The sequence below is a fragment of the Enterobacter sp. ODB01 genome (assembly GCF_001623605.1).
GTDB classification, from domain to species: domain Bacteria; phylum Pseudomonadota; class Gammaproteobacteria; order Enterobacterales; family Enterobacteriaceae; genus Enterobacter; species Enterobacter kobei.
The window spans coordinates 4,471,094-4,482,536 of the sequence record NZ_CP015227.1 but is presented as its reverse complement, the minus strand read 5'-3'; the positions used below and the strand labels follow the sequence as shown (position 1 = coordinate 4,482,536).

Genomic DNA, 11,443 nt, shown 5'->3' with positions numbered 1-11,443 from the left:
ATTAACGCTTCAGCGCGTCGCTCAGTTCATCACGCATGTTTGCCAGCATGGCTTTAACGACGCGTGGGTTACCGGCAACGATGTTGCCGGTAGACATATAGTTATGGCCGCCGGTGAAATCACACACGATGGCACCTGCTTCACGTGCGATCAGCTCGCCCGCGGCAAAATCCCATGGCTTCAGAGACAGCTCGAAGTATCCGTCAACGCGGCCGGTCGCCACGTAAGCCAGATCCAGCGCAGCAGAACCGGTGCGACGGAAGTCCGCGCATTCGGTGAACAGTTTGCCCAGGATATTCATGTAGGTGGTTGCGTGCTGTTTCGCCTTGAACGGGAAACCGGTCGCCAGGATGGTGCCGTCCAGATCGCGAGCGTTGCTGCAGCGCAGACGGTAGCCGTTCAGCTGTGCGCCCTGACCGCGGGTAGCGGTGAACAGTTCGTTACGCATTGGATCGTAGACAACAGCGACTTCAGTACGGCCTTTGATGCGTACGGCGATAGACACAGAGAAGTGTGGCAGGCGTTTGACGAAGTTGGTGGTGCCATCCAGTGGATCGATAACCCATTGAACATCCTGATCGGTACCTTCATGTTCACCGCTTTCTTCGGTGATGATGGTGTGCTGCGGGTAAGATTTGCGGATCGTTTCGATAATAATCGCTTCTGCGGCTTTATCGACATTCGTCACGAAATCATTGCTGCCTTTCTGGCTGGTTTCTACGGAGTCTGGCGTTTCGTAGTGTTTGGCAATTACATTACCCGCCTTGCGCGCTGCGCGCACGGCGATGGTCAGCATCGGATGCATCGGTCTCTCTCACTGGATGTTAAAGAACAGGAAAATCGGCGCAGAGTATAGCAGCGGGATCGGATTATGTCTCTCGTTTATGATAATATGCCCGAATATTCTTCAGACGCTGAATTCAGACACTAAAAATTATGCTGCAAAACATTCGAATCGTGCTGGTCGAAACATCGCACACCGGCAACATGGGCTCCGTTGCCCGCGCTATGAAAACCATGGGCTTAACGAACCTGTGGCTGGTTAACCCGCTGGTGAAGCCAGACTCACAGGCCATCGCCCTGGCCGCCGGAGCCAGCGACGTGATTGGCAACGCGCAGATCGTCGATACCCTCGACGAAGCGCTGGCAGGCTGCAGCCTGGTAGTCGGCACCAGTGCTCGCTCCCGCACATTGCCGTGGCCGATGCTGGACCCGCGCGAATGCGGTCTGAAGAGTGTCTCTGAGGCAGAACAGGCGCCGGTTGCGCTGGTGTTTGGCCGTGAGCGTGTTGGCCTGACCAACGACGAACTGCAGAAATGCCACTACCATGTGGCGATTGCCGCCAACCCGGAATACAGCTCGCTGAACCTGGCGATGGCAGTGCAGGTGATCGCCTACGAAGTGCGTATGGCGTGGCTGGCGACGCAGGAGAAAGAGGTAGAGCCTAAAGAAGAGACGGCCTACCCGCTGGTGGATGACCTGGAGCGTTTCTATGGTCACCTGGAGCAGACGCTGCTTTCGACCGGCTTTATTCGTGAAGGCCATCCAGGCCAGGTGATGAACAAGCTGCGTCGTCTGTTCACCCGCGCGCGCCCGGAAAGCCAGGAGCTGAACATCCTGCGCGGCATTCTGGCGTCGATTGAGCAGAAGAATAAAGAGTAGTGTCGTCTGTTTGCCGGGTGGCGCTTTGCTTACCCGACCTACCACGCATTCTCCCTCTCCCCGTGGGAGAGGGCTGGGGTGAGGGCATCAGGCAGCACCCTTGTGATACGACACGGTTTTGTAGGTCGGGTAAGCGCAGCGCCACCCGACAAAAAACGGCACAGAAGGTTAAATACCTGACTAAAACAGTCAAGTAAATAGTTGACCATTTTAGTCAGGAATGTCAGACTTGGCCCTGCTATGCAATACCCCCATTTTACAATAAAAAACCCCGGGCAGGGGCGAGTTTGAGGTTAAGTAAGACATGAGACTGACATCTAAAGGGCGTTATGCCGTGACCGCGATGCTGGACGTTGCGCTCAACTCCGAAGCGGGCCCGGTTCCGTTGGCTGATATTTCTGAACGACAAGGGATCTCCCTCTCCTATCTGGAACAGCTGTTCTCCAGACTGCGTAAAAATGGACTGGTTTCCAGCGTTCGTGGCCCGGGCGGCGGTTATCTGCTGGGTAAAGACGCGGGCAGTATTGCAGTGGGTGAAGTGATTAGCGCAGTTGACGAATCCGTCGACGCGACCCGTTGCCAGGGTAAAGGCGGCTGCCAGGGCGGCGATAAGTGCCTGACCCACGCGCTGTGGCGCGATCTGAGCGACCGTCTGACCGGCTTCCTGAACAACATCACCCTCGGTGAGCTGGTGAATAACCAGGAAGTTCTGGATGTATCAGGCCGTCAGCACAGCCATGATTCCCAACGCAGCACCCGCGCGCAGGACGCCATCGACGTCAAACTGCGCGCGTAATAAAACGATAAGTATTTCAGAATCAGGCCGGGGCACCGCGCCCCGCGTACTCGGTCGTACATCCAGCCGGTTGCCTGATTCCTTGCATTGAAGCGATGTACGGAGTTTATAGAGCAATGAAATTACCGATTTATCTCGATTACTCCGCAACCACGCCGGTGGACCCGCGTGTTGCCGAGAAAATGATGCAGTGTCTGACCCTGGACGGAAACTTTGGTAACCCAGCTTCCCGTTCACACCGTTTTGGCTGGCATGCTGAAGAGGCGGTTGATATCGCCCGTAATCAGATTGCTGACCTGGTGGGTGCCGACCCGCGTGAGATTGTTTTCACCTCCGGTGCGACCGAATCCGACAACCTGGCGATCAAAGGTGCAGCCAACTTTTATCAGAAAAAAGGCAAGCACATTATCACCAGCAAAACCGAACACAAAGCCGTGCTGGACACCTGCCGTCAGCTGGAGCGTGAAGGGTACGAAGTGACGTACCTGGCGCCGCAGAGCAACGGGATCATCGACCTGAAAGAGCTCGAAGCAGCGATGCGTGATGACACCATTCTGGTCTCCATCATGCACGTCAACAACGAAATCGGCGTCGTTCAGGACATCGCCACCATCGGCGAAATGTGCCGTGCGCGCGGTATTATCTACCACGTAGATGCGACCCAGAGCGTGGGTAAACTGCCTATCGACCTGAGCCAGCTGAAAGTGGACCTGATGTCCTTCTCCGGCCACAAAATCTATGGCCCGAAAGGGATCGGCGCGCTGTACGTTCGTCGTAAGCCACGTATCCGCATCGAAGCACAGATGCACGGCGGCGGTCACGAGCGCGGCATGCGTTCCGGTACGCTGCCTGTTCACCAGATCGTGGGCATGGGCGAAGCATACCGCATTGCGAAAGAAGAGATGGAAACCGAGATGGCACGCCTGCGCACGCTGCGTAACCGTCTGTGGGACGGCGTGAAGGATATGGAAGAAGTGTATCTGAACGGCGATCTCGAGCAGGGCGCGCCAAACATCCTCAACGTCAGCTTCAACTATGTTGAAGGCGAGTCGCTGATCATGGCCCTCAAAGACCTGGCCGTTTCTTCCGGTTCTGCCTGTACGTCTGCAAGCCTGGAGCCATCCTACGTGCTGCGCGCGCTGGGTATGACTGACGAGCTGGCACACAGCTCTATCCGTTTCTCTTTAGGTCGTTTCACTACCGAAGAAGAGATTGACTACACCATCAAGCTGGTTCGTAACTCCATCGGCCGTCTGCGTGACCTTTCTCCACTGTGGGAAATGTTTAAGCAGGGCGTGGATCTGAACAGCATTGAATGGTCACATCACTAATCGGTACATAAGGAGAATTCAATCATGGCATACAGCGAAAAAGTCATCGATCATTACGAAAACCCGCGCAACGTTGGCTCTTTTGACAACAGCGACGAATCTGTTGGTAGCGGCATGGTGGGTGCACCGGCGTGCGGCGACGTGATGAAGTTGCAGATTAAAGTCAACAATGAAGGTATCATTGAAGACGCGCGCTTCAAGACCTACGGCTGCGGTTCTGCCATTGCGTCCAGCTCCCTGGTCACCGAATGGGTGAAGGGCAAGTCTCTGGACGAAGCACAGGCAATCAAGAACACGGATATTGCTGAAGAACTCGAACTGCCACCGGTGAAAATTCACTGTTCTATTCTGGCAGAAGACGCGATCAAAGCCGCCATTGCGGATTACAAAAGCAAACGTGAAGCAAAATAATTGAGGTTTGAGTATGTCGATTACCCTTAGCGACAGCGCTGCCGCGCGAGTAAGCTCTTTTCTGGCGAACCGTGGTAAAGGCTTTGGCCTGCGACTGGGCGTACGTACCTCCGGCTGTTCTGGTATGGCTTACGTACTGGAGTTTGTTGACGAGCCGGCGTCTGATGACACCGTGTTTGAAGACAAGGGCGTGAAGGTGGTGGTCGATGGCAAAAGCCTGCAATTCCTCAACGGCACTCAGCTGGACTTCGTCAAAGAAGGCCTGAACGAAGGGTTCAAATTCACGAACCCGAACGTCAAAGACGAGTGTGGTTGCGGCGAAAGCTTCCACGTTTAACCGCGCGTCATCCGAAACCCCACCGTGGCTTTGCTGCGCGTGGGGTTTGTTCTAACAGGCTACCCCTGAGATTGTTATGGATTACTTCACTCTCTTCGGACTACCCGCTCAATACCCGATCGATCTTCAGGCGCTGACGGTCCGTTTTCAGGATTTGCAGCGTCAGTACCATCCGGATAAATTCGCCAGCGGGACGCAGGCCGAGCAGTTGGCTGCAGTTTCGCACTCTGCCACCATTAATCAGGCCTGGCAGACGCTGCGTCATCCGCTGGCGCGTGCTGAATATCTGCTCTCGCTCCACGGTTTTGATCTGGCGAGCGAACAGCATACCGTTCGCGATACGGCGTTTCTGATGGAACAGCTGGAGCTGCGCGAAGAGCTGGATGAGATTGAACAGGCCAAAGACGAAGCGCGGCTGGAAAGCTTTATCACGCGCGTGAAGGGTATGTTTGATACCCGCCATCAGCAGATGGTGGAGCAACTGAACAACGAGACCTGGGACGTGGCGGCAGACACTGTGCGCAAACTCCGTTTTCTCGATAAACTGCGAAGCAGTGCTGAACAACTCGAAGAAAAGCTGCTCGATTTTTAATTTCGGAAGCAATTATGGCCTTATTACAAATTAGTGAGCCTGGCTTAAGTGCCGCACCGCACCAGCGTCGTCTGGCGGTGGGTATTGACCTGGGCACCACCAATTCTCTCGTGGCGACCGTGCGTAGCGGCCAGGCGGAAACGCTGGCTGACGAGCAGGGCCGCCATCTGCTGCCTTCCGTGGTCCACTACCAGCAGCAGGGTCACGCGGTAGGCTACGACGCGCGCGCCAACGCCGCGCGCGATCCGGCCAACACCATCAGCTCGGTTAAGCGCATGATGGGCCGTTCGCTGGCCGATATTCAGACCCGTTACCCGCATCTGCCGTATCAGCTTCAGGCCAGTGAAAACGGCCTGCCGATGATCGCGACCGAGGCTGGTCTGCTGAACCCGATCCGTGTTTCTTCGGACATCCTGAAGGCGCTGGCAGCGCGCGCTACGGCGACGCTCGGCGGCGATCTCGACGGCGTGGTGATTACCGTTCCGGCCTATTTTGACGATGCACAGCGTCAGGGCACCAAGGACGCCGCCCGTCTGGCGGGCCTGCACGTATTACGCCTGCTGAACGAACCGACGGCGGCGGCCATTGCCTACGGCCTCGACTCCGGTCAGGAAGGGGTGATTGCCGTTTACGACCTCGGCGGCGGTACCTTTGATATCTCCATCCTGCGCTTAAGCCGTGGCGTATTTGAAGTGCTGGCGACCGGCGGGGATTCCGCGCTGGGCGGCGATGACTTCGACCATCTGCTGGCGGATTACATTCGTGAGCAGGCGGGGATTGCCGATCGCAGCGATGCGCGCGTCCAGCGTGAACTGCTGGATGCCGCCATCGACGCCAAAATTGCCCTCAGCGATGCGCAGACGGTTACCGTGAACGTGGCGGGCTGGCAGGGTGAAATCTCCCGTGACCAGTTTAACGATCTGATCGCACCTTTGGTGAAACGCACGCTGCTGGCCTGCCGTCGCGCATTGAAAGATGCGGGCGTTGAGGCTGACGAGGTGCTGGAAGTGGTCATGGTCGGCGGTTCTACCCGTGTGCCGCTGGTGCGCGAACGTGTAGGTGAGTTCTTTGGCCGCACGCCGCTGACCGCCATCGATCCGGACAAAGTGGTTGCCGTGGGCGCGGCCATTCAGGCCGATATTCTGGTCGGCAACAAGCCGGACAGTGAAATGCTGCTGCTGGACGTTATCCCGCTGTCCCTTGGTTTAGAAACCATGGGTGGCCTGGTGGAGAAAGTCATTCCGCGTAACACCACCATTCCGGTGGCGCGCGCGCAGGAGTTCACCACCTTTAAAGACGGCCAGACTGCGATGTCCATCCACGTCATGCAGGGCGAACGCGAACTGGTGCAGGACTGCCGCTCTCTTGCGCGCTTTGCGCTGCGCGGTATCCCGGCATTGCCAGCGGGCGGGGCGCATATTCGCGTTACCTTCCAGGTTGATGCGGACGGCCTGCTGAGCGTCACGGCGATGGAAAAATCCACCGGCGTGGAATCGTCCATCCAGGTGAAGCCGTCCTACGGCCTGACCGATGGCGAGATCGCCTCCATGATTCAGGACTCAATGAGCTACGCCGAGCAGGATGTGAAGGCGCGTATGCTGGCGGAACAGAAAGTGGAAGCCGCACGCGTGCTGGAAAGCCTGACCGGGGCACTCAATGCCGATGCCGCGCTGTTAAGCGCCGCTGAGCGTCAGGTGATTGACGAGGCTGCCGCGCACTTAAGCGTTGTCGCCATGGGCAATGATGCTGACGCAATAGAAGAAGCCATTAAAAACGTTGATAAACAAACCCAGGACTTCGCCGCTCGCCGCATGGACAAATCCGTCCGCGTCGCGCTGAAAGGCCAGTCCGTGGACGAGGTTTAATATGCCAAAGATTGTTATTTTGCCTCATGCGGACCTTTGTCCGGATGGCGCTGTTCTGGAAGCGAAGACCGGCGAAACCATTCTCGATGTTGCCCTGCGCGCAGGTATCGAAGTGGAACACGCCTGTGAAAAATCCTGTGCCTGCACTACCTGTCACTGCATCGTGCGTGAAGGTTTTGACTCGCTCGCCGAAAGCACCGAAGACGAAGACGACATGCTGGATAAAGCATGGGGTCTGGAGCCAGACAGCCGCTTAAGCTGCCAGGCCGCGGTGACCGACGAAGATCTGGTCGTGGAATTCCCACGCTACACCATCAACCACGCACGCGAGCATTAATATGGGACTGAAGTGGACAGACAGCCGTGAGATCGGCGAAGCGCTCTACGACGCGAACCCGGATCTCGATCCGAAAACCGTACGATTCACCGACATGCACCAGTGGATCTGCGATTTAGATGATTTCGACGACGATCCAAACGCATCCAATGAAAAAATTCTGGAGGCGATTCTGTTAGTCTGGTTAGATGAAGCAGAGTAAATCACTTAACGGGCTGCCTTCAGGCGGCCCGTTTGCTAATAAGGATAAATAAAATGACCGAAGCGATGAAGATTACGCTCTCTACGCAGCCTGCCGACGCGCGCTGGGGCGAGAAAGCCAGCTACAGCATCAATAACGACGGTATTACCCTGCACCTGACGGGCAACGATGATTTGGGCCTGATCCAGCGCGCCGCGCGCAAAATCGACGGTCTGGGGATCAAACATGTCTCGCTGGAAGGCGAAGGCTGGGACACCGACCGCAGCTGGGCATTCTGGGCGGGGTACAAAGGTCCGAAAGGCACCCGCAAAATTGAGTGGGCAAACCTCGACGACGCCGGTCAGAAAGAGCTGGAAAGCCGCCTGCAGATCATCGACTGGGTGCGCGACACCATCAACGCCCCGGCGGAAGAGTTAGGTCCTGAGCAGCTGGCGCAGCGCGCCGTTGACCTGCTGTGCGGCGTGGCGGGCGACAAAATGTCCTACCGTATTACCAAAGGTGAAGACCTGCGCGAGCAGAACTATATGGGTATCCACACCGTAGGCCGTGGTTCTGAGCGCCCTCCGGTCCTGCTGGCGCTGGATTACAACCCAACCGGCGATAAAGAAGCGCCTGTCTTTGCCTGCCTGGTCGGCAAAGGCATTACTTTTGACACTGGTGGCTACAGCCTGAAGCAGAGCGCGTTCATGGACTCCATGAAGTCCGACATGGGCGGCGCGGCAACCATTACTGGTGCGCTGGCGTTCGCGATTACCCGCGGCCTGAACAAGCGCGTGAAGCTTTACCTGTGCTGCGCCGACAACATGGTCAGCGGCAATGCCTTCAAGCTGGGCGACATCATTCGCTATCGCAACGGCAAAAATGTTGAAGTGATGAACACCGATGCCGAAGGCCGCCTGGTGCTGGCTGATGGCCTGATTGACGCCTCTGCGCAGAAACCTGAGCTGATTATCGACATGGCGACCCTGACCGGTGCGGCGAAAACCGCCCTGGGGAACGACTACCATGCGCTGTTCAGCTTCGATGACAAGCTGGCCGCACGCCTGCTGGCAAGCGCCGCGGCGGAAAACGAGCCATTCTGGCGTCTGCCGCTGGCCGAGTTCCACCGCAGCCAGCTGCCGTCCAACTTTGCCGAGCTGAATAACACCGCAAGCGCGGCGTATCCGGCAGGGGCAAGTACCGCAGCAGGCTTCCTGTCTCACTTCGTTGAGAACTATCACGAAGGCTGGCTGCACATCGACTGCTCCGCAACCTACCGTAAAGCAGCGGTAGAACAGTGGTCCGCGGGTGCGACCGGTCTGGGCGTGCGTACCGTGGCGAACCTGCTGACGGCTGAGTAACCTTTTTTGCCGGGTGGCGCTACGCTTACCCGGCCTACAAAACCCGTAGGCCCGTGCAAGCGTAGCGCCGCCGGGCAATTGTGAAGTAGCCAAACTATGTCCGAAACCAAAAACGAATTAGAAACTCTGCTGGAACAGGCGGCCACCGAGCCCGCTCACCGTCCGGCATTTTTCCGCACGTTGCTGGAATCTACCGTCTGGGTGCCAGGCACCGCGGCGGAAGGTGAGCAGGTTGTGGAAGACAGCGCGCTGGATCTGCTGCACTGGGAGAAAGACGACGGCTCTTCAGTGATCCCGTTCTTTACCTCACTGGAAGCGCTGCAGGAAGCCGTGGAAGATGAACAGGCATTCGTGGTGATGCCGGTGCGTACGCTGTTTGAAATGACGTTGGGCCAGACCCTGTTCCTCAACGCCAAACTGCCAACCGGGAAAGAGTTCACCCCGCGTGAAATCAGTCATCTGATGGGTGAAGAGGGCAATCCGCTCAGCACTCAGGAAGTGCTGGAAGGGGGCGAAACGCTGCTACTCTCAGAAGTGGCCGAGCCGCCCGCGCAGATGATTGATTCCCTGACCACGCTCTTCAAAACGCTCAAGCCCGTCAGGCGCGCATTCCTCTGCTCCATTAAAGAGAATGCCGACGAGCAACCGGTGCTGCTGATCGGTATTGAAGCAGATGGCGATATCGACGACATCATTCAGGCGGCGGGAAGCGTGGCGACCGACACGCTGCCGGGCGACGAGCCGATTGATATCTGCCAGGTGACGAAAGGTGAGAAGGGCATCAGCCATTTTATTACCGAGCACATCACGCCGTTTTATGAGCGTCGCTGGGGCGGGTTCCTGCGCGATCTCAAAACCAACCGCATTATCTGATGACGCGGGGTGAACTTCACCCCGTTGCTTCCAGCAGCAGTAAATCCATCAGCAGTACCAGATTCGACTCAAATGACGTCACGCCTGCTGCTTCAGCAGCGAAATGCACCGCTTCGTCATAGAGGGCAAAGTGTACGTCCGCCATCCCCGCCAGCGTATTGGCCGAGGCGCGGGTAAACGCGACGACGGTCATCCCGACGTTTTTGGCAATTCGCGCTTTATCCAGCACCTGCTCCGTTTCGCCGCTGCGTGAAACGGCAATGAACACCTGATAGCGGGCGGCGTTGCTGAGAAAAATGTTCCGGCTGTCCCCTGGCCCGGAAATAAATGCCGTTTTGCCCAACACCTGCAATTTCTTGGTCAGGTACTCGGCAAACAGATAGGAAAACCCGGCACCGTAGAGAAAAAAGCTCTCTTTCTGGCGCAGCAGGTTGGCAAACTGCTGGCGTTTGTCCTGAGTGACCCACTGAAAAGTTTGCTGATAGTTGGCGATGAATTGATTAAAAAGGGCAGGTAGCTCAGGGAGCGATTGCCCCTGCACGGCGATATGCGGCGTGTCAGAAAGCAGCTGCTTGCAGTGCCAGATAAACTCGCTAAAACCGCTGAACCCCAGCTTCTGACACAGCCGCATAATGGTGGCGGTAGAAACAAATGTCGCCTGCGCCAGCTCGCGCACCGTGATATTGCCCACCAGCAGCGGATGCTCCGTGAGGTGGGCGAGGACGCGATACTCCGCGCGGGTCAGTGACGCCCCGCGCGTTAACAGCGTGGCCAGGCGGTTATCCATTATTTTGCCGGTTCAACCGGCAGATCGTCTCGCGCACCCCATTCGCTCCAGGCGCCGTCGTAAAGAGTGACGTCGTTAACCCCGAGGGTGGCAAGTGCCAGAATCACCACGCAGGCCGTTACGCCGGAACCGCAGCTGGCAATGATCGGACGATGTAAATCCACACCCGCACGGTCAAAAATGGCGCGCAGTTCATCGGTGGTTTTCAGCTCCCCTTCAAAAACCAGATCGCCCCACGGCACGTTCAGCGCGCCCGGAATATGTCCACGCTTCAGGCCCGGACGCGGTTCATCCGCTTCGGCATTAAAGCGAGGAGCAGGACGGGCATCGACAATTTGCGCCGTCTTCTCGTGGCTAACGACCAGTACGTCAGTCAAACGTTTGACGACGTGTGCGTCAAACGTGGCATCGAAATCGCCTTCCGGCAGCGTGACATCACCCTGCTGAAGCGGCAGGTCATCACGCTTCCAGCCCGCCAGACCGCCTGCCAGAATTGACACTTTCTCTACGCCAAACTGTTTTAACATCCACCACGCGCGCGGTGCGGAAAAGAGGTTGCCCTCATCGTAAACAACCAGATGCTTGTCGCGGCTCACGCCCAGCTCGCGCATCGCCACGGAAAAGGCTTCCGGGCGCGGCAGCATGTGCGGCAGGGGAGAGTTGTGATCGGAGAGGGCTTCAATATCAAAAAATACCGCGCCAGGCAGATGGCCGGCACGGTATTCAGCGAGCATATCACGAAGATGTTCCTGCCCGGCTGGGGCCATCCGCGCGTCAATAATCTGGACTTCCGGGTCGTCGCCGTGCTCAATCAGCCAGTCGGCGGCGACAAAATATGAGGTGGACATGGGATGCCTCCATTCTTTTCCGTAAAAAAGGATTGTCGGTGTTTTTTATGACACCGACAAGC

The 11,443-nt window shown here is 57.1% G+C and carries 14 protein-coding genes; 11 read left to right on the top strand and 3 right to left on the bottom strand.

Going from position 1 to position 11,443, the window contains the following annotated elements; translation table 11 throughout:
- Position 1: 1 nt before the first annotated feature.
- A complete protein-coding gene (gene suhB, locus A4308_RS21260; RefSeq protein ID WP_003860668.1) occupies positions 2–805 on the bottom strand; it encodes an inositol-1-monophosphatase in 804 nt (267 codons plus the stop codon).
- 131 nt (positions 806–936) lie between these two features.
- Between suhB and trmJ the strand changes: the two genes are divergently transcribed.
- The 11 genes from trmJ to sseB all read left to right on the top strand — a co-directional run bounded on the left by trmJ (position 937) and on the right by sseB (position 9,746).
- On the top strand, positions 937–1,662 hold the full coding sequence (gene trmJ, locus A4308_RS21255; protein ID WP_008502159.1) for a tRNA (cytosine(32)/uridine(32)-2'-O)-methyltransferase TrmJ: 726 nt from the start codon (positions 937–939) through the stop codon (positions 1,660–1,662).
- Between the two features lie 304 nt (positions 1,663–1,966).
- Positions 1,967–2,458, top strand: coding sequence for a Fe-S cluster assembly transcriptional regulator IscR (gene iscR, locus A4308_RS21250; protein WP_008502158.1), 492 nt, complete (start codon positions 1,967–1,969; stop codon positions 2,456–2,458).
- Positions 2,459–2,574: 116 nt separating this feature from the next.
- Positions 2,575–3,789: a cysteine desulfurase gene (gene iscS, locus A4308_RS21245; RefSeq protein ID WP_008502157.1), complete on the top strand. Its 1,215-nt coding sequence runs from the start codon at positions 2,575–2,577 to the stop codon at positions 3,787–3,789.
- Between the two features lie 24 nt (positions 3,790–3,813).
- On the top strand, positions 3,814–4,200 hold the full coding sequence (gene iscU, locus A4308_RS21240; protein ID WP_003860661.1) for a Fe-S cluster assembly scaffold IscU: 387 nt from the start codon (positions 3,814–3,816) through the stop codon (positions 4,198–4,200).
- Between the two features lie 13 nt (positions 4,201–4,213).
- Positions 4,214–4,537, top strand: coding sequence for an iron-sulfur cluster assembly protein IscA (gene iscA, locus A4308_RS21235; RefSeq protein ID WP_003860659.1), 324 nt, complete (start codon positions 4,214–4,216; stop codon positions 4,535–4,537).
- A 76-nt stretch (positions 4,538–4,613) separates the two neighbouring features.
- Complete coding sequence (gene hscB / locus A4308_RS21230; RefSeq protein ID WP_003860657.1) at positions 4,614–5,129, top strand: co-chaperone HscB; 516 nt, start codon at positions 4,614–4,616, stop codon at positions 5,127–5,129.
- 14 nt (positions 5,130–5,143) lie between these two features.
- Positions 5,144–6,994: a Fe-S protein assembly chaperone HscA gene (hscA, locus tag A4308_RS21225; protein ID WP_014884825.1), complete on the top strand. Its 1,851-nt coding sequence runs from the start codon at positions 5,144–5,146 to the stop codon at positions 6,992–6,994.
- Position 6,995: 1 nt separating this feature from the next.
- Positions 6,996–7,331, top strand: a complete 336-nt coding sequence (gene fdx / locus A4308_RS21220; RefSeq protein WP_003860652.1) for an ISC system 2Fe-2S type ferredoxin — start codon at positions 6,996–6,998, stop codon at positions 7,329–7,331.
- Between the two features lies 1 nt (position 7,332).
- A complete protein-coding gene (iscX, locus tag A4308_RS21215; RefSeq protein ID WP_014171178.1) occupies positions 7,333–7,533 on the top strand; it encodes a Fe-S cluster assembly protein IscX in 201 nt (66 codons plus the stop codon).
- A gap of 53 nt (positions 7,534–7,586) precedes the next feature.
- On the top strand, positions 7,587–8,873 hold the full coding sequence (pepB, locus tag A4308_RS21210; protein WP_045281159.1) for an aminopeptidase PepB: 1,287 nt from the start codon (positions 7,587–7,589) through the stop codon (positions 8,871–8,873).
- Between the two features lie 96 nt (positions 8,874–8,969).
- Entirely contained in the window at positions 8,970–9,746 is a 777-nt protein-coding gene (gene sseB, locus A4308_RS21205) for an enhanced serine sensitivity protein SseB (protein WP_014884823.1), read from the top strand.
- A gap of 16 nt (positions 9,747–9,762) precedes the next feature.
- Here sseB and A4308_RS21200 read toward each other — a convergent pair whose 3' ends face one another.
- Together A4308_RS21200 and sseA are read right to left on the bottom strand one after the other, a co-directional pair.
- Positions 9,763–10,533, bottom strand: coding sequence for a MurR/RpiR family transcriptional regulator (locus tag A4308_RS21200; protein ID WP_014884822.1), 771 nt, complete (start codon positions 10,531–10,533; stop codon positions 9,763–9,765).
- Positions 10,533–11,381 (bottom strand): 3-mercaptopyruvate sulfurtransferase, encoded by an 849-nt coding sequence (sseA, locus tag A4308_RS21195; RefSeq protein WP_032635841.1) that lies wholly within the window; start codon positions 11,379–11,381, stop codon positions 10,533–10,535. Before sseA ends, A4308_RS21200 begins: the two co-directional genes overlap by 1 nt.
- Positions 11,382–11,443 lie beyond the last annotated feature (62 nt).

Coding starts and splice junctions, on each gene's coding strand:
- fdx (WP_003860652.1), top strand. CDS start 6,996: ATGCCAAAGATTGTTATTTTGCCTCATGCGGACCTTTGTCCGGATGGC.
- iscS (WP_008502157.1), top strand. CDS start 2,575: ATGAAATTACCGATTTATCTCGATTACTCCGCAACCACGCCGGTGGAC.
- suhB (WP_003860668.1), bottom strand. CDS start 805: ATGCATCCGATGCTGACCATCGCCGTGCGCGCAGCGCGCAAGGCGGGT.
- sseA (WP_032635841.1), bottom strand. CDS start 11,381: ATGTCCACCTCATATTTTGTCGCCGCCGACTGGCTGATTGAGCACGGC.
- iscX (WP_014171178.1), top strand. CDS start 7,333: ATGGGACTGAAGTGGACAGACAGCCGTGAGATCGGCGAAGCGCTCTAC.
- A4308_RS21200 (WP_014884822.1), bottom strand. CDS start 10,533: ATGGATAACCGCCTGGCCACGCTGTTAACGCGCGGGGCGTCACTGACC.
- pepB (WP_045281159.1), top strand. CDS start 7,587: ATGACCGAAGCGATGAAGATTACGCTCTCTACGCAGCCTGCCGACGCG.
- hscB (WP_003860657.1), top strand. CDS start 4,614: ATGGATTACTTCACTCTCTTCGGACTACCCGCTCAATACCCGATCGAT.
- sseB (WP_014884823.1), top strand. CDS start 8,970: ATGTCCGAAACCAAAAACGAATTAGAAACTCTGCTGGAACAGGCGGCC.
- iscU (WP_003860661.1), top strand. CDS start 3,814: ATGGCATACAGCGAAAAAGTCATCGATCATTACGAAAACCCGCGCAAC.
- iscR (WP_008502158.1), top strand. CDS start 1,967: ATGAGACTGACATCTAAAGGGCGTTATGCCGTGACCGCGATGCTGGAC.
- trmJ (WP_008502159.1), top strand. CDS start 937: ATGCTGCAAAACATTCGAATCGTGCTGGTCGAAACATCGCACACCGGC.
- iscA (WP_003860659.1), top strand. CDS start 4,214: ATGTCGATTACCCTTAGCGACAGCGCTGCCGCGCGAGTAAGCTCTTTT.
- hscA (WP_014884825.1), top strand. CDS start 5,144: ATGGCCTTATTACAAATTAGTGAGCCTGGCTTAAGTGCCGCACCGCAC.